Annotated in this window: 15 protein-coding genes; 5 read left to right on the top strand and 10 right to left on the bottom strand. The window is 65.0% G+C overall.

Annotation, left to right across the window (positions count from 1 at the left end):
• Positions 1–6: 6 nt before the first annotated feature.
• The 9 genes from YUU_RS0118225 to YUU_RS0118185 form a co-directional block, all read right to left on the bottom strand.
• The gene (locus YUU_RS0118225; RefSeq protein ID WP_027523689.1) at positions 7–396 is read right to left on the bottom strand and encodes a hypothetical protein; all 390 of its coding nucleotides are present in this window, start codon (positions 394–396) and stop codon (positions 7–9) included.
• 42 nt (positions 397–438) lie between these two features.
• Positions 439–894, bottom strand: a complete 456-nt coding sequence (locus YUU_RS0118220) for a MarR family winged helix-turn-helix transcriptional regulator (RefSeq protein WP_027523688.1) — start codon at positions 892–894, stop codon at positions 439–441.
• 16 nt (positions 895–910) lie between these two features.
• Positions 911–1,615, bottom strand: coding sequence for an ABC transporter ATP-binding protein (locus YUU_RS0118215; protein WP_027523687.1), 705 nt, complete (start codon positions 1,613–1,615; stop codon positions 911–913).
• Positions 1,612–2,403, bottom strand: a complete 792-nt coding sequence (locus YUU_RS0118210) for an ABC transporter ATP-binding protein (protein WP_027523686.1) — start codon at positions 2,401–2,403, stop codon at positions 1,612–1,614. The genes YUU_RS0118215 and YUU_RS0118210 overlap by 4 nt, the downstream gene beginning before the upstream one ends.
• Positions 2,400–4,289, bottom strand: coding sequence for an ABC transporter permease (locus YUU_RS0118205; RefSeq protein ID WP_027523685.1), 1,890 nt, complete (start codon positions 4,287–4,289; stop codon positions 2,400–2,402). Before YUU_RS0118205 ends, YUU_RS0118210 begins: the two co-directional genes overlap by 4 nt.
• Positions 4,290–4,443: 154 nt before the next feature.
• The gene (locus YUU_RS0118200) at positions 4,444–5,646 is read right to left on the bottom strand and encodes an ABC transporter substrate-binding protein (protein ID WP_027523684.1); all 1,203 of its coding nucleotides are present in this window, start codon (positions 5,644–5,646) and stop codon (positions 4,444–4,446) included.
• Positions 5,647–5,727: 81 nt separating this feature from the next.
• On the bottom strand, positions 5,728–6,312 hold the full coding sequence (locus YUU_RS0118195) for an amino acid synthesis family protein (protein ID WP_027523683.1): 585 nt from the start codon (positions 6,310–6,312) through the stop codon (positions 5,728–5,730).
• Between the two features lie 27 nt (positions 6,313–6,339).
• A complete protein-coding gene (locus YUU_RS0118190; protein WP_027523682.1) occupies positions 6,340–7,239 on the bottom strand; it encodes a UPF0280 family protein in 900 nt (299 codons plus the stop codon).
• Entirely contained in the window at positions 7,236–8,693 is a 1,458-nt protein-coding gene (locus YUU_RS0118185) for a hypothetical protein (RefSeq protein WP_027523681.1), read from the bottom strand. The genes YUU_RS0118190 and YUU_RS0118185 overlap by 4 nt, the downstream gene beginning before the upstream one ends.
• 251 nt (positions 8,694–8,944) lie before the next feature.
• Between YUU_RS0118185 and YUU_RS0118180 the strand changes: the two genes are divergently transcribed.
• Positions 8,945–9,427 carry a (2Fe-2S)-binding protein gene (locus YUU_RS0118180; RefSeq protein ID WP_027523680.1) on the top strand — a complete coding sequence of 161 codons (483 nt, stop codon included), beginning with the start codon at positions 8,945–8,947 and terminating at the stop codon, positions 9,425–9,427.
• Positions 9,427–12,945 (top strand): molybdopterin cofactor-binding domain-containing protein, encoded by a 3,519-nt coding sequence (locus YUU_RS0118175; RefSeq protein ID WP_027523679.1) that lies wholly within the window; start codon positions 9,427–9,429, stop codon positions 12,943–12,945. The genes YUU_RS0118180 and YUU_RS0118175 overlap by 1 nt, the downstream gene beginning before the upstream one ends.
• Here YUU_RS0118175 and YUU_RS0118170 read toward each other — a convergent pair.
• On the bottom strand, positions 12,942–13,910 hold the full coding sequence (locus YUU_RS0118170; protein ID WP_027523678.1) for a catechol 2,3-dioxygenase: 969 nt from the start codon (positions 13,908–13,910) through the stop codon (positions 12,942–12,944). The two genes, YUU_RS0118175 and YUU_RS0118170, sit on opposite strands and share 4 nt — an antisense overlap.
• 452 nt (positions 13,911–14,362) lie before the next feature.
• Between YUU_RS0118170 and YUU_RS0118165 the strand changes: the two genes are divergently transcribed.
• The 3 genes from YUU_RS0118165 (at position 14,363) to YUU_RS0118155 (ending at position 17,399) form a co-directional block, all read left to right on the top strand.
• Positions 14,363–16,102, top strand: coding sequence for an ATP-binding protein (locus YUU_RS0118165; RefSeq protein WP_027523677.1), 1,740 nt, complete (start codon positions 14,363–14,365; stop codon positions 16,100–16,102).
• A 215-nt stretch (positions 16,103–16,317) separates the two neighbouring features.
• Positions 16,318–16,899 (top strand): peroxidase-related enzyme, encoded by a 582-nt coding sequence (locus tag YUU_RS0118160; RefSeq protein ID WP_027523676.1) that lies wholly within the window; start codon positions 16,318–16,320, stop codon positions 16,897–16,899.
• Positions 16,899–17,399: an MgtC/SapB family protein gene (locus tag YUU_RS0118155; protein WP_156944376.1), complete on the top strand. Its 501-nt coding sequence runs from the start codon at positions 16,899–16,901 to the stop codon at positions 17,397–17,399. The genes YUU_RS0118160 and YUU_RS0118155 overlap by 1 nt, the downstream gene beginning before the upstream one ends.
• Positions 17,400–17,541 lie beyond the last annotated feature (142 nt).

Below are 17,541 nucleotides of genomic sequence, written 5' to 3'. Positions count from 1 at the left end.
TGAAGATCAGCGAGACTTGGGTATCTCACAGCGCACATAGGTCTGGCGCTTGGCCTGTCCAACCGGGCCATTGTCCATCACCAGCCTGCCATCCGCAGCGATGGAGACGCGCGGATTGGAGCGAAACTTCTCGCCCTCACCTTCGCAGGCGAGCCGCATCTTCCAGCTGAGCTTTCCGTCGGCGGTGATCGCGCTGGCGCGGCACCGCGTCTCGTACCAAAAGAGGCGATTGCCGCCTTCGATGCTCATGCGGTTGGCGCTGTCCTCGTCGCGGCAGTCCATTTTGGTCGACGCCCAGAACCCTTCGTAAGGCTGCGCGGCCCAGGCAGGAGCGCACCCGCCCGCCAGCGCCGCACCAAGGCTCAAAACCATCGCAAACCGCGTCGCCGCTTTCATGCCGGAAACCTCGACAAAACCATCATCGAGGTTAGTCGCGCCTCACCGCAGCTTGTTCAACAGCGCCATCAGCATCTCGCGCTCCCTGGCGTCGAGCGGTGCCAGCGTCTCGCGGGTGATCGCGAGCGCATTCGGCGCGACCTTCTCCGCAAGCTGCTGACCGGCGCGTGTGAGGCTCACGAGCAGCCGCCGTCCATCCTCCGGATCCTGACTTGTCTCCGTCAGCCCGCGGGCGCTGAGCCGGTCGATCACGCCCTTGATGGTCGCAACATCCATCGCGGTGAGCCGTCCGAGCTGGTTTTGCGAGCAAGGCCCGGTCTCGGCGAGCTTCGACAGCGCCGCCCATTGCGTCGGCGTGAGGTTGGTGCCGATATCACGGGCAAAGATCGCCGTGTGGCGTTGCCAGACCTGGCGCAGGATGAAGCCGATCTGCTCGTCGAGCACATAAGGCGGCTTGGCCTGTCTGACGCTCTTCTTGGCTGCGACGCCCCTCGCCATTCCCGCTCCGCCCCCTTCACAATGACAGATGCGCGTCGCGGATATCCGGGCGCGCATCGAGCTCGGCCATCGTACCACCGAAACAGATTCGGCCGCGCTCGATGATATAGGCACGATCGGAGATCAGCTTTGCAAAATGCAAATTCTGCTCGGAAACGACGATGCTGACGCCTTCCTTCTTCATGGTCAGGATCGCATCGACCATCTGCTCGACGATCTTGGGCGACAGCCCCTCCGACGGCTCGTCCAAGAGCACCAGCGATGGATTGCCCATCAGCGTGCGGGCAATGGTCAGCATCTGCTGCTCGCCGCCGCTCATGCGGCCACCCGGCCGGTTGCGCATCTCGTTCAGGTTCGGGAATAGCGTGAACAGCTTTTCGCGCGTCCAGTATGGCGCGTTCGGCCGCTTCGGCTGGCGGCCGACCTCGAGATTCTCCTCGACCGTGAGGTCGGTGAAGATGCGGCGCTCCTCCGGCACGTAACCGAGCCCGCCGCGCACGATCTCATGCGTCGGCCGGGCCGAGACGTCCCTGCCCTCGAACATGATGCGGCCCGAGCGCTGCGCCACCAGACTGACGATGGAGCGGAAGGTCGTCGATTTGCCGGCACCATTGCGTCCGAGCAAGGCGACCACCTCACCGTCACCGACCTCGAGGGCGACGTCGAACAGGATATGGGCCGGACCGTAATGGCTGTTGAGCCCCTCGACCGTGAGCTTCATGTTGAGGCCCCCTCGCGATGGCGGGCGTCGTAGACGAGGCCCTCGCCGAGATAGACTGCCTGCACCTGCGGATTGCCCCGCACCTCCGTCGGTGCCCCCTCGGCGATCAGGGTGCCGCGGTTGAGCACGATGATGCGATCGGCATGCTCGAACACGACGTCCATGTCGTGCTCGGTGAAGAGCACGCCGATGGATTTCTCCCGCGCGATGCGCGCGGTGAGCCGCATCAGGTCGATGCGCTCGCGCGGCGCCATGCCGGCGGTCGGCTCGTCCATCAGCAGGAGCTTTGGCTCGTTGGCAAGCGCAACCGCAAGCTCGAGCCGCTTGAGGTCGCCATAGGCGAGCTCGCCGCAGGGACGATCCGCATAGCCCCCCATGCCGACCAATTCCAACAAGCGCACGGCCTCGTCGCGGTCGAACCGCGGCGCCGAGCCCCAGAGATTGAACAGGTGCTTTTGATGCGAGATCAGCGCGACCTGCACGTTCTCGCGCACCGTCATGGTCGCGAATGTCGCGGTGATCTGGAAGGTGCGGCCGACCCCGAGGCGCCAGACCTCGCGCGGCTTCTTGCCCGTCGTATCCTCGCCGAGCAGACGAATGCGCCCGGCGTCCGGTCTGTTCTGGCCATTGAGCATGTCGAAGCAGGTGCTCTTGCCCGCGCCGTTCGGCCCGATCAGCGCCAAGATCTCGCCGGCGCGCAGCTCGAATGAGACGCCGCGCACGGCGTGGATGCCGCCATAGGATTTGGTCAGGCCTTCGACCGCGAGAAGTGTGGGGGCGACGCTCATTCGGCGGACCCGATCGGTTTGGCGAGCAATGTCGAGCCCGGCGGCGAGGATCCCTTGCGCCGCTGCGCAAGCATTTCCAGCATGCCGACGATCCCCTTCGGGAAGACGACCACGATCAGCACGATGAAGGCGCCGAGCACGAGCTTTGACAGGTCGGTCTGGCTGACGAGCCAGATGTTGAGCGCCTTGTAGACGATCGCGCCGATCACCGCGCCCGACACCGTCTCGACGCCGCCGAGCAGCACCATCACGAGCGCATCGACCGAGAGCGAGATACCGAGATTGTCGGGGAAGACGCTGCCCTTGAGGTAGGCGAACAGCGCGCCGCCAATGCCGGCCGTCGTTCCAGCGATGACGAACGCCGTCCACTGCATGCGCTTGACATTGATGCCGATCGCCTCGCTGCGCAGCGCGGAGTCCCTCGTGGCGCGCAACGCGTAGCCGAATGGCGAGAACACCGCGATGCGCAGCGCGATCGTCACAAGCGCGGCGACGCCGAGCGCCAGCCAGTAGAAATGCGATGGGCTCGCCGCCCAGCTCGAAGGCCAGACGCCCAGAATGCCGTTGTCGCCGCCGGTGACACTGACCCACTGGAACGCGATCGACCATACGATCTGCGCAAAGGCGAGCGTCAGCATTGCGAAGTAGACGCCCGAGAGCTGCACGGCGAAGAAGCCGAACACCGCCGCGCCGGCAAGACCAAGCAGCGGCCCCACCAGCAGGCAGACGATCATCGGCAGTCCCGCCATCTTGGCGAGAAACGCGACGCCGTAGGCGCCGAGGCCGAAATACGCCGCGTGCCCGAAGGATGCGAGGCCGCCGACCGCCATCAGGAAATGCAGGCTGACGGCGAAGATGACGAAGATCGCGATCTCCGATCCGACTGTCAGCGCGTAGTTACCGGCGAACAGCGGCAACGCTGCTGCGACGACGAGCGCGGCAAGCGCAGCCAGCCGTTCGTTCGACGTCAGCGGACGCCAGGGATTGACGGTAAGGCCCGGCGTGCGGCGCGCCGGCGCCTCAGGCCTGCCGAACAGGCCCCAGGGACGCACGATCAGCACCACCGCCATCACCAGGAAGACCAGGATGATGGAAATCTTCGGAAAAATCAGGATGCCGAAGGCATTGAGCTCCGAGACCAGCACCGCCGCTACGAAGGCGCCCACGATACTGCCGAGACCGCCGATCACGACGACGACGAAGACCTCGACGATGATGCGCAGGTCCATGGCGTGATGCACGGCATCGCGCGGGATCTGCAGCGCGCCGCCGAGCGCTGCGAGGAAGACGCCAACCGCGAAAACTGACGTGAACAGCCATTTCTGATTGACGCCGAGCGCCGCCACCATGTCGCGGTCCTGCGTCGCCGCCCGCACCAGCACGCCCCAGCGGGTGCGCTGGAACAGCAGCCAAAGGATGCCGAGCACGACCGGGCCGAGCACGATCAGGAACAGGTCGTAGCTCGGGATGTTCTGGCCGAAGAAATCGACCGCGCCCTTGAAGCCCGGCGCGCGACGGCCAACAAGGTCATCAGGACCCCAGATCAGGACCACAAGGTCCTGGACCATCAGGGTCAAGCCGAAGGTCGCGAGCAACTGGAAGAGCTCGGGAACGTGATAGATGCGTCGAAGCAGCACCATCTCGACGAGGACGCCGATCAACGCCACCGCGAGCGCGGCGACAACGATCCCGCCCCAGAACCCGAATGCCCCGGAAAAGCGGTCCGTGAGCGTGAAAGCGATGTAGGCGCCGATCATGTAGAAGGCGCCATGCGCAAAGTTCACGATCCGCGTCACGCCAAAGATGATCGACAGGCCCGAGGCCACCAGAAACAGTGACGCTGCGCTGGCGAGTCCGGTCAGAAACTGTACGACGTAAAAGGCCATCGGCGGTCCGGGTTGGGTTTCTGTGCGCTCCCCGCGCGGGGAGCGATAACTTCGTAGGGTGGGTTAGCGAAGCGTAACCCACCACTTCTTTCGCCGCGGGACAGACCGTGGTGGGTTGCGCCTTCGGCTAACCCCCCTACGACAGCGGAGAAACTCAATCCTTCGGACGGAGCTTCTCGACCTCGGCGTCACTCGGCAGATAATCCGCACCCTTCTTGTAGGACGAGTCGACCATCACGCCCTTGCCGTCCTTCAGCGCGGTCTTGCCGACGAACGCGCCGAGCGTCGACTGGTGATCGATCTTGCGGAAAGTGATCTCGCCGAAGGGCGAGCCTACCGAGAGGCCCTCGGCCGCCGCGATCAGCTTTTCCGGATCGGTCGAGCCGGCCTTCGCCAGGATCGCGGCCGCCGACTTGATGGTCTGGTAGCCGACGATCGAGCCGAGTCGTGGATAGTCGTTGTACTTGGCCTGATAGGCCTTCAGGAATGCGTCGTGCTCGGGCGTCTTGATCGAGTACCAGGGATAGCCCGTCACGATCCAGCCCTCGGGCGTCTCGTCCTTGAGCGGATCGAGATATTCCGGCTCACCGGTCAGGAAGGAGACGACCTCGCGTCCTTTGAACAGGCCGCGGGTATTGCCTTCGCGCACGAGCTTCACGAGATCGGCGCCGAAGGTGACATTGAGGATCGCTTCCGGATTGGCTTGGGCGACTGCCTGCACCACCGGGCCGGCGTCGATCTTGCCCTGCGGCGGCCACTGCTCGTCGACCCACTGGATGTCGGGACGCTTCTCCGACATCAGCTTCTTGAACACGGCGACCGCCGACTGGCCGTATTCGTAGTTCGGCGCGATCGTCGCCCAGCGTTTTGCCGGGAGCTTTGCCGCGGCCTCAACCAGCATCGCGGCCTGCATGTAGTTCGAGGGACGCAGGCGGAACGTGTACTTGTTGCCCTTCGACCAGGTGACGGCATCCGTCAGCGGCTCGGCGGCGAGGAAAAATACCTTCTTCTGGTTGGCGAAGTCGCTCACGGCAAGGCCGATGTTCGACAGGAACGTGCCCGCGAGCATCGCCACGCCTTCGCTCGATACGAGCTCGTTTGCCGCGGTCTGCGCGTCGGCGGGCTTGCCGCCGTCGTCCTTGGAGATCACGACGAGCTTCTTGCCGTTGATGCCGCCGGCCGCGTTGATCTCCTCGACGGCAAGCTGCCAGCCCTTGCGGTAGGGCTCGGTAAACGCCGGCAGCAGCGAGTAGCTGTTGATCTCGCCGATCTTGATCTCCTGCGCCTTCACCGAGCTGGCCATACCACCGGCCAACAGCGCGAATGCCGCGCCCACAAAATACTTCGTTGCTCGCATCCCAACCTCCAGTGTTTTAAGACTCTATTTCTTGAGCATGATCTTGTCGGAAAACCGGTTCCCACTTTTCCGGATCATGCTCTAACGCAGCCCGTCTTCGCCCTTGATTTCGGCAACCGTCAACCCGCCGACCCGCGGCAGCGGACGGCCGCTGTCGGTGACGGCCACCGCGACCATGATCTCGTTGCCCCGCGGCGCGTCGTTGATCTGCACTTCCATGCCGTCGAAATGGCTGCGCACGAAGGCCGCGTCCTTGTGGCCCAAGGGAATGTCGAGCGTCGTGCCGGGACCGCTGCGCTTCTTCGACGACGGGATCAGCGCCGCGCCCTTGCTCAGGACCTTGCGCACCGGCGCGCCCATCTTCGGATGCAGGATCGCGGCCGCATGCTCCAGCTCGCCGTTCTCGCCGACGGCGGCGGCCTTGCCGTAGCTCTGCACCTTCGAGCCTTCGATGCCGAGCGCCGCCACCGCGCGCTTCGACAAGAGGTCGCCGAGCTCCTCGCCGATCGCGATCAGCGGCGACAAGTCCTCGACGTATTTTCCGGCGAAGGGATTCTCAATCACGGCGATCGCCGCGGCGCGTCGGGTCGGCGGCGACACCGACCTTCCCATCTCCATCTGCGTCTCTTCGACGACCGTGACGATCTTGCGGATGATCGCGCTCATGTGGGTTTCCCTAGATTCGCTTCCTGATCAGGCATGGACCGCGCTCTCCAGTACCGGCTGACGCGATCGGAGCCGTTCAATATCCTTAGGTCCGATGACAAGCATATCACCACATAGCCTGAGCACGGCACCCTCGATCAATCCGCGATCGAACAAACGCCGTGCAGATTCCGCGCCAAATTCCAGCGCATCACGAACTTCTGTCTGCGACAATGCGCCGACCTCGCGGGTGACGAGACGCGCGCCGAGATCACTGTCGGGCTGAATCTCTTTCGCCGGACAGCGCTTGACCGCCGGATGCCCGGGCAGATCGACCGCATTGGCGATGACGGTAGCTGCCGCATCGGCTTGCGAGGCCGTCGTTGCCAGCACCGTCACCGCATCCGCGATACCGAGCGAGAAACTGCGGCCATGGCGCCCGCTGGTCGCGATGCCGCGGACCGGATCGTCGGCCTCGATCGTCATCGCCCGCATCACGCCGTCGCGGTCGGGTCGATCCATAAGGCCAACGGTGAAGCGCTCGCCCTCACCCAGATGAAGCGCAATGTCGCCGCCATTGTTGACATAGGCCTGCTCGAGATGCGCTGCACCGAGCATCGCACCCAAAATCTCCTCCGATACGCTGCCCGCGACCGCGGCCATCGGCGTGATGAAGCAATCGCCGGCATAGGGAGCAACGGCGCCGTGCATGCGCCGCGCGACGACGCCTTTCAGGGAACACTGCGCCGGCTGCGCCGCCTTGCGCAATTCCGTCAGCTCCTCGCAGAGCTCATCGAGCAGCCCGGTGAAACGCCGCGCCGCCGCCTCATAGGCCGCGCGCACCTGATGCTCGGCTCCCGTCGCCTCCACGATCAGATCAATCGGACCATCCTGCAAATGCAGCCGCCGGCCATCAGACAGCAATGCGATTTGCGGGAGCCTCCTCATGCGCGCCGCCCCGGGATCGGGTTCTGCCACGGCACCTGGCGGATATCATCGCTCTCCTGGACCTCGGATAGCGGACGCACATGGTCCATGTGGCCCCCGAGCGCGGCATAGTCGGATAGCCTCATCGTGAACTCGATCGGCGCGACAAGGGCAGGCGTCGGCACATAGCCGAACGCACCGGCCGGCATCTGCGTGACATCAACCATGTAGGTGATGCCGCCGCCGGGCCAGACATAAACCGGCGCACCGCCGCTGGTGACGCGTGTCAGCGCATCCTTCACCGAGCGCGTCAGCCGCACCGGATTGTCAGTGACGCCGGCACGCAAGGAACCGCCGGCCCCCGCCATGAACAGCACGGTGCACAGGGCCGGCTCGCAATTTTCCTGAATGCGCTCGACCGAGAATCGCAAATCCGCCGGCATCTCGGTCTCGACCGGCTTCAAGGCATCGTCGAGCACATAGTAGGACGCGTGCTCGCCGGTCGTGGAGACCATCAGCATGGTCAGGCCGGGTTTCGCTTCCTTGGCGTCGAAGGGACCAAGGATCGACAGCGGATCGGAGATGTTGGTGCCGCCCCAGCCCGTGCCGGGATCGGCGACCTGAAAATAGCGGCCGGGCGTCGAGCGCCGGCCCTTCATCTTGATGCCGGTGTCGGCGATGTCGAGCAGCTTGCCGGCCTGGTGCTCGCTGAGCACACCGGTGATGTGGTCATCGACCACGACGACCTCATCGACCTTGCCGTGCCACTGCTTTGCGAACATGCCGATCGTCGCCGAGCCGCAGCCGACCCGCATGCGCTCTTCCTTCACGCCGTTGACAATCGGCGGCTCTCCCGCCTGCACCACCACCGTCGCGCCACCGTCGATCGTGAACTCGACCGGCTTGCAGTTGGAGAGGTCCATCAGCGTGTCACAGGTGACGCGACCTTCCTTCTTGGAGCCGCCGGTCAAATGATGCACGCCGCCGAGCGACAGCATCTGCGACCCATATTCGCTGGTCGTGACGTGGCCGACCGCCTCGCCCTGCGCCCGCACGACCGCGCTTTCCGGGCCGAGATAGCGGTCGGTATCGATCTTCACCTTGACGCCGCAATAGGAGAAGATGCCCTCAGTCACGACGGTGACCATATCGACGCCATCGACTTCCGATGACACGATGAACGGCGCCGGCTTGTAGTCGGGATAGGTCGTGCCCGCGCCGATCGCAGTGACGAAGGTCGAGGGTTCATGGACGATCTTGCCGTCCCAATCCTCTGACCGGCTGAACGGCACCAGCTTGCCGCCATGCGACACCGTGCGCTCGAGGATAATATGCGGATCGACGCGGACGAGCTTGCCGTCGTGATTGGCGTAGCGGTCGCAGGCGCCCGCCGCGCCGGGCTTGATGTAGCACATCACCGGACAGGCATCGCAGCGGATCTTGTCGGAGGCAGCGCTCGTCGCTTCAGTCACCATGTCAAAGCCAGCGGATCACGGGGGCTTATCATTCGTATACGAACGATGTTGCGCGCGATGCCGGAAGCTGTCAAGCGGCGCGACCGGCAAAACCGTGAGGCTGCCGAATAAAACCTCATCTGCCTGCCCGCCCTGTCCACAAAGCGGGCAACCGCGCTGCAGTGCGGCATGCGGTGCTTGCACGTTTGTGTACAAACGGTATCGTCGGGCTTCGCAATTTGACATGCGCGCGCACCGCGCCGGGACCAGAGATGACGCAGACCATGATCCGCCTCACCGTGAATGGCAGGATCCATGACGTCGCCGCCGCGCCGGAGACGCCGCTGCTTTATGTGCTGCGCAACGACCTCGCGCTCAACGGTCCCAAATATGGCTGCGGCCTCGGCGAATGCGGCACCTGCACTGTCCTGATTGATGGCGCGGCCGCGCGTTCCTGCGTCATTCCGATCGGCGGTTGCGCCGGGCGCGACATCGTGACGCTCGAGGGGCTCGGCACGCGCGAAAATCCCGACCCGGTGCAGCAGGCCTTCATCGACGAGCAGGCCGCGCAATGCGGCTACTGTCTCAACGGTATGATCATGTCCACGAAGGCGCTGCTTGCGATCAACCCTCAGCCCACCGAGCAGGAGGCGATGGCGGCGCTGCGCTACAATCTCTGCCGCTGCGGCACGCATGTCGAAATCCTGCGCGCCGTGATGCGCGCATCTGGCCAGCTCGCCGAGGCCGGTGATTGATGGCCTCCGCTGTTTCGAATGGAACTGAGCGGCGCTCCGGTTCGCTCGTCATCGCCCGCGCGCTCGACGATGGCACGTCCGAGACCTTCGTCCGCATCACCGCGGACGGTTCAGTCAGCGCCTATAACGGCCATGTCGATCTTGGCACCGGCATCCGCACCGCGCTCGGCCAGATCGTCGCCGAAGAGCTCGACGTGTCCTTTGCCCGCGTCGTCGTGGTGCTCGGCGATACGGCCGTCGTGCCGAACCAGGGCGCGACGATTGCGAGCGAGACGATCCAGATCACCGCCGTTCCCCTGCGCAAGGCCGCCGCGCAAGCGCGGCATTTTCTGATCGCGCGCGCCGCCGAGCGGCTGGAGCTGCCGGCTGCGGATCTCAGCATTGAGGATGGGTTGGTTCGCGGCCACAACCGTAGCGTCAGCTTTGGTGAGCTGATCGGCGATGAGATCATCAGTCTCGAGCTCGCCGAGGACGTGCAGGTCAAGCCCGTCGGCGACTACACCATCGTCGGCCAGTCCGTGCCGCGCGTCGACCTGCCAGCGAAAGCGACGGGCGAGCTGACCTTCGTGCACGACATCCGCGTTCCCGGCATGCTGCACGGCCGCGTCGTGCGCCCGCCCTACGCCGGCGTCGATGCCGGACCGTTCGTCGGCACCAGCCTGATCGCGGTGGACGAGTCCTCGGTGCGCGATATTCCCGGCCTCGTCGGCGTCGTGCGCATCGGCGACTTCGTCGGCGTCGTCGCCGAGCGCGAGGAGAATGCGATTCTGGCCGCAAGCCGGCTCAAGGTGACCTGGAAGCCGACACCCGCCCTGCCCGATCTCGCCGATCTCGAGACTGCGCTACGCGCCAACCCGTCGACGCCACGCACGCTGATCGACAAAGGCGACGTGAGCGCAGCTATCGCCGCCGCCGCCAAGCCGATGCAGCGCACCTACGTCTGGCCCTACCAGATGCATGCCTCGATCGGGCCTTCCTGTGCCGTTGCCGATTTTCAGGACGGTCGCATTCGGGTTTGGTCCGGAACGCAAAACCCGCACATCCTGCGCACCGACCTCGCCTTGCTGATCGAGCGGCCCGAGTCCGAGATCGAGGTGTTCCGGCTCGAGGCCGCCGGTTGCTACGGCCGCAACTGCGCCGATGACGTCACCGCGGATGCACTGCTGCTCTCGCGCGCGGTCGGCCGGCCCGTGCGCGTGCAGTTGACGCGGGAGCAGGAACACGCCTGGGAGCCGAAGGGCACTGCGCAGCTCATCGACGTCAATGGCGGGTTGAACGCCGACGGCGGCGTCGCCGGTTACGATCTCGCCACGCGCTATCCTTCGAATGCCGCGCCGACACTTGCGCTGCTTCTCACCGGCCGGATCTCGCCCTCGCCCGACGTGCTCCAGATGGGCGACCGCACCGCCATCCCGCCCTACGATTACGATCACATGCGCGTCGTCGCGCACGACATGCCGCCGATCGTGCGCGCCTCCTGGCTTCGCGGCGTCTCGGCGCTGCCGAACACCTTTGCACATGAGTCCTACATCGACGAGCTTGCGACTGAAGCCGGTGTCGATCCGATCGAGTATCGCCAGCGCTATCTGAAGGACCGGCGCGCGGTTGATCTCGTCAATGCGGTCGCCGAGCGCGCGGGCTGGACACCGCGGCCGGTGCGGCAGGACAAGGACGGCGAGATCGTGCACGGGCGCGGCTTCGCTTACGCGCTCTACGTGCACAGCAAGTTTCCCGGCTATGGCGCGGCGTGGTCGGCATGGATCGCCGACGTCGCCGTCAACAAGGCGACCGGCGATGTCAGCGTCACTCGCATCGTCGCCGGCCAGGATTCCGGACTGATGATCAATCCGGACGGCGTGCGTCACCAGATCCAGGGTAACGTGATCCAGTCGACCAGCCGCGCGCTGATGGAAGAGGTCTCCTTCGAGCGCGGAGCGGTCGCGGCGCGCGAATGGGGCGCCTACCCGATCATCCCCTTCCCCGACGTGCCCAAAATCGACGTGCTGATGCTGCCGCGTCAGGACCAGCCGCCGCTCGGCGTCGGCGAATCCGCCTCGGTGCCGAGCGCTGCGGCGATCGCGAATGCGATCTTCGATGCGACCGGCGTACGTTTCCGCGAGCCGCCGTTCACGCCGGAGCGCGTTCTCAGGGGTTTGCGTGGCGACGCGCCGCCTGAGCCTCAGGCGTTGCCTGCACCGGCGGCCGCGCCTGCTCGCTCCTGGATAAATCCGTTTGCAAAACGCACCGGCGTCTTCGCGACGGCGGCCGCGCTCTGCACGGCCGCGATCGGCATCGGCGCCGCCATGCTGCCGGGCCGCGCCATCGCGCCGATCGCGCGGCCCGATGCGTCTGTCTATTCGGCCTCGACGATCGCGCGCGGCGCAGAGCTCGCCGCGCTTGGCAATTGCGCGGAGTGCCACACCACCATAGGCGGCGCATTGAACGCAGGCGGCCGCGCGCTGGAAACGCCGTTCGGTACGATCCACAGCACCAATATCACCCCCGACGTCGAGACCGGCATCGGCGCATGGTCCTATCCGGCCTTCGAGCGCGCGATGCGCGAGGGACTGCATCGCGACGGCCGGCAGCTCTATCCTGCATTCCCCTACACGCATTTTGCGAAGACAAGCGACGCCGACATGCAGGCGCTGTACGCGTACCTGATGGCGCAGTCCGCAGTGCGTGCGACCACACCGGACAACGCGCTCGCCTTCCCGTTCAATCTTCGCCCGCTGCTGGCCGGCTGGAAGGCGCTGTTCCATCGAACCACGACGCTCAAGCCGGATCCGGCCAAGTCCGAGCTCTGGAATCGCGGCGCCTATCTTGTCGAAGGCCTCGGCCATTGCAGCGCCTGCCATTCGCCGCGCAATGCGCTCGGCGCCGAGCAGCGCAGCTCCTATCTTGCCGGCGGCTTCGCCGAGGGCTGGGAAGCGCCGGCGCTGACATCGCTGTCGCGGGCGCCGGTTCCCTGGAGCGAGGACGAGCTTTACGCCTATCTACGCACCGGCCATTCGCGTTTCCACGGCGTGGCGGCGGGCCCGATGGCGCCGATCGTGCGGGATCTCGCCGCCCTGCCCGATCACGACATCCGCGCGATGGCGGTCTATCTCGGCTCGTTCAACGACACCGCGATCGACCGGCAGGCGCAGGACGCGCTCGCGGCCCAGCTCGAGCGCGCAACACAAGTCACCGTCGCCCCGTCCACCGGCGCGCGGCTCTATCAGGGCGCCTGCGCCGTCTGTCACGAGGTTGGCGGCTTGCCGCTGTTCGGCAGCAGACCCTCGCTGTCACTCAACAGCAATCTGCACAGCAGCGCGCCGGACAATCTCGTGCAGGTCATTCTGCACGGCATCACCGAACCCGCCTCAAGCGACCTCGGCTACATGCCCGCGTTCAAGCACAGCATGAGCGATGCGCAGGTCGAGGAGCTCATCACGTTCCTGCGCAAACAGTTCGCGCCGGACAAGCCGGCATGGACGGGCATCAGGGAGACGATCGCACGCGTGCGCACGCACTAGGCGTGCTTCTTCGTCTCCACCGGCGGCGTGCCGTGGGTGTGGAAGGACTCGATCGTCTTCAGGCCCCAGGCCTGGCCTTTCTTGCGCTCCTCCTCGGTCCATACGATCGGCTTCCAGTCGGGCGCGAGGATGAGGCGCGCGCCGGCATTGGCGACCTCGACGCGGTTGCCGCCGGGCTCATAGACGTAGAGGAAGAAGGTCTGCTGGATCGCGTGCTTGTGCGGGCCGGTCTCGATGTAGACGCCGTTCTCCAGGAAGATGTCGGCGGCGCGCAAAATCTCCTCGCGACTGTCGAGCGCGTAGGTGACGTGGTGGAAGCGGCCGGGCACGCCGGAATGGTCAAGCGAATAGGCGAAATCGTAGCTCTTGTTCGACATCGTCAGCCACATCGCGGCTTCCCGGCCGTCGTTGAGCACGATCTGCTCGGTGAGGCGGCAGCCGAGATAGGTCTCGAAGAACTCGCGGTTGGCCTTGATATCGGCCGCGAGGCAGTTGAGATGGTCGAGGCGGCGCACATTGACGCCGCGCGCGGGAAAGCGCTGCGCCTGGTTCTTCAGCGCGGGCTTCAGCTCGGGCGGAGCCTGATACCATTCGGTCTCGTAATAGAGCTCGACGATGTGGCCGTCGGGATCGCGGCAGCGGAAGGTCGGCCCCTGCCCCATATCGCCGTCGATCCAGCCAATATCGAAGCCGGAACCCTTGAGCGCCGCGACGCGCCGCTCCAGCGCCTGCTGGCTGCGCGCGCGCAGCGCCATGTGACCCATGCCCGAGGTGTTCGACGCCGTGAGTTTTAGCGAATAGCGCTCATAGTCATCCCAGCCGCGCAGATAGACCGACTCGCCTTGTCGTCCGCTGACGGTCATGCCCATGACGTCGACGAAGAATTTCAGGCTCTCGTCGGGCTTGGGCGTCAATAGCTCCATGTGGCCGAGATGGGCGAGATCGAGGATCGGTTCGGGCTGCATCATTTCCTCCATGGCATGTCGGGCGATCCGCTCTCCACGGATCTCGGAATTTCGACGCGGGCTTGCGGATGCCACGGCGGAACCTGCATGCGCGCGGGCGGCCTGCCGGCCGCCGGTTCATTTGTACTAATGTACAAATGATTAGGTCTCGTCAACAAATAGAAGCGCCCTCTTCCCGCACTGGGCTGCACCGCTCCGCGCCGCTTTCATTTCCCCACCGGGTTGAGCGGGCTTTCCGGATGGTAAATCCTTCCTTACGCACCGACCCGCCGACCGGCCGGGAAAGCGGCAATTTCGTACCGATTTTCGCTGGACACATGCACTTTGGTACAAATCTCCCCGCCGAATTGTCGCGGATTTAACAAAGCGGCGGCGCCTCGCATTTAACCGTTTGTGCAGTGACGGCTGCGCATAGTTGCGAACATATCCTTGTTCTTGCCAGGTTCATCATCGTGACATCCTTTGGACGCGTGATTTCGGTACGAGGATCGCTCGCCCGGGTCGGACTTTTGGCGGAAAGCCGGATGCCGATCGCGGAAGTGCGCGCCACCGTCGGCCGCTTCGTCAGCATCCGCTGCGCAAGCTCGATCATCGTGGCCATGATTACCGAAGTCTCCTGCGAGAACATATCGAGCGCCGAGAACTATTTTGCCATTGCCTCCGTCGACCTGCTCGGCGAGATCCTCAATGCCAGCGACAAGGCCAAGTTCCAGCGCGGCGTGACCAACTATCCGACCATCGGCGATGCGGTCGACCTGATCACCAGCCAGGAGCTGCGCACGATCTACGCGCCGACCGGAGCGGACCAGATCAACGTCGGTTTCCTGCAACAGGACCGCTCCGTCGTCGCCTATGTCGACGTCGAGGAGATGCTCTCCAAGCATTTTGCGGTGCTCGGCTCTACCGGCGTCGGCAAATCGACCGGCGTGTCGCTGCTGCTCAACGAGATCCTCAAGGCGCGCCCGAACCTGCGCATCTTCCTGCTCGACGTCCACAACGAATATGGCCGCTGCTTCGGCGACCGTTCGCTGGTGCTCAACCCGCGGAACCTGAAGCTGCCGTTCTGGCTGTTCAATTTCGAGGAGATCGTCGACGTGCTATTTGCGGGCCGCCCTGGCGTGCCCGAAGAGCTCGACATCCTCGCCGAGGTCATTCCGATCGCGAAGGGCGTCTACACCCAGTACCAGAACTCCGACCGCCTCGGCCTCAAGCGCATCGATCCCAAGCAGGTCGGCTTCACCGTCGACACACCGGTGCCGTATCGCCTGGTCGATCTGATCTCCCTGATCGACGAGCGCATGGGCAAGCTGGAAAACCGCTCCTCGCGCATCATCTATCACAAGCTGATCTCGCGCATCGAGGCTGTGCGCAACGATCCGCGCTATACCTTCATGTTCGACAACGCCAATGTCGGCGGCGACACCATGGCGGAGGTGATCAGCCACCTGTTCCGTCTGCCGGCCAATGGCAAGCCGATGACGGTGATGCAGCTCGCTGGTTTCCCGGTCGAGGTGATCGATTCCGTCGTCTCGGTGCTGTGCCGCATGGCCTTCGATTTCGGCCTGTGGAGCGACGGCGTCTCGCCGCTGCTGTTCGTCTGCGAGGAGGCGCATCGCTATGCGTCCGCCGACCGCAACGTTGGTTTCGGACCGACCCGCAAGGCGGTGTCGCGCATCGCCAAGGAAGGCCGCAAATACGGCGTCTATCTCGGCCTCATCACCCAGCGTCCGGCCGAGCTCGACGCCACCATCATCTCCCAGTGCAACACGCTGTTCACGATGCGTCTGGCCAACGACCGCGACCAGGCGCTGCTCCGCGCCGCGGTGTCGGATGCCGCCGCGAACCTGCTCTCGTTCGTGCCTTCGCTCGGCACCCGCGAGGTGCTGGCGTTCGGCGAAGGCGTGGCGCTGCCGACGCGGCTGCGCTTCAAGGAGGTGCCGCCGCATCAATTGCCGCGCGGCGAAGCGACCATCAGCAGCGTTCCCTCGGTCACCGCCGGTCACGACGTGCATTTCGTCGGCGCCGTGCTCGAGCGCTGGCGCGGCGCCACCTCGCAGCGCGACACGCCGAACGATCCGATGTTCTCCGCGCCGTCTGCGAAGACGTCCTCCAGCCTCGATGCCCCGATGCTCCAGCCGTCGATGGGGCTCGACCCCGACCGCTTCTCGCTGTTGAAGAAGCCATTGCGGTAAGGATCGACGACACGGCCACCGCATTTTGCGCTGTCATGCCCCGGACTAAACACTTGACCGGGGCATCCAGTACGCCGCAGCCTCTCCATATCCCATCGCCGTCTCTGAAATACTGGATCGCCGATCAAGTCGGGCGATGACAGCGAGTATGTGGCACGTTGAGGCGACCGCCCGCATCGACTATGTTTGCCAGCCCCGATCCGGAAAAAACACCAATGACAAAGCCCGCCGCGCAACGCTTCCCCGCTCCCGCCCTCGACACGCTGCCCGACGACATCCGCACGCGGCTTCTCGCGGTGCAGGAGAAGAGCGGCTTCGTGCCCAACGTATTCCTGACGCTAGCCTACCGGCCCGACGAGTTCCGCGCCTTCTTCGCCTACCACGACGCGCTGATGGAGAAAGACTCCGGCCTCACGAAGGCCGAGCGCGAGATGATCGTGGTGGCCACTTCGGCCGCCAACCAGTGCCAGTATTGCGTGATCGCGCACGGTGCGATCCTGCGCATCCGCGCCAAGAACCCGCTGATCGCCGACCAGGTCGCGGTGAACTACCGCAAGGCCGACATCACGCCGCGGCAGAAGGCGATGCTCGATTTCGCGATGAAGGTCTCGGCCGACGCACAGCGGATTTCGGAGGAGGATTTCGCGGCGCTTGCCCCACACGGCTTCAGCGACGACGACATCTGGGATATTGCCGCGATCTCGGCGTTCTTCGCGCTGTCGAACCGGCTCGCGAACTTCACGGGCATGCGGCCGAACGACGAGTTCTACCTGATGGGGCGCCTGCCGAAACAATGATCGCCTCGCTCGACTGGCCGGAGATCGTGCTGCGGCTTGGCACCGCCTCGCTCGCAGGCTGCGCCATCGGCTTGAACCGCGACCTGCACGGCAAGCCGATCGGGCTGAAGACGCTCGGCATCGTCGGCCTGTCGACCGCGACTGTGGTGTTGCTCGCGGTCCAGTTCGCCGAGCCCGGCAAGATCTCGGACGCGACCAGCCGCGTCATCCAGGGCATCCTCACCGGCATCGGCTTTCTTGGCGCCGGCGTGATCGTCCACGAAAGCGAGCATTTTCGGGTTCGCGGCCTCACCAGCGCCGCCTGTACCTTCCTCGCCGCCTGCGTCGGGATTGCCTGCGGCGCCGGAGAGTGGCCGATCGTCGGCACGGCGTTCGTCCTGGCTTTCCTGATCCTCACCGTCGGCAACCGCACCGAGCACTGGCTGCACCGCGCGCTCGGCGGTGAGGAGGAGTCGCATGATGCCGAGACAACGGCGAGGCGAGACGCGCGGGAGCGCTAGTCCCCAGGTCGGGCAGATCTCTTGCGAAACCCGTCACCCTTCGCACCACGCGGGCAGACCCGCCTTGATTTCTCTACCCCCATGCAGGCAACCGGGGTTCTGGACTCGATTGATCCCGTTTATCCTCACCCGCAGACGTCAT

The organism is Bradyrhizobium sp. Ec3.3 (assembly GCF_000472925.1).
GTDB lineage: Bacteria > Pseudomonadota > Alphaproteobacteria > Rhizobiales > Xanthobacteraceae > Bradyrhizobium.
The sequence above is the reverse complement of the archived record's forward strand: the minus strand, read 5'-3'. Positions and strand labels throughout refer to the sequence as shown.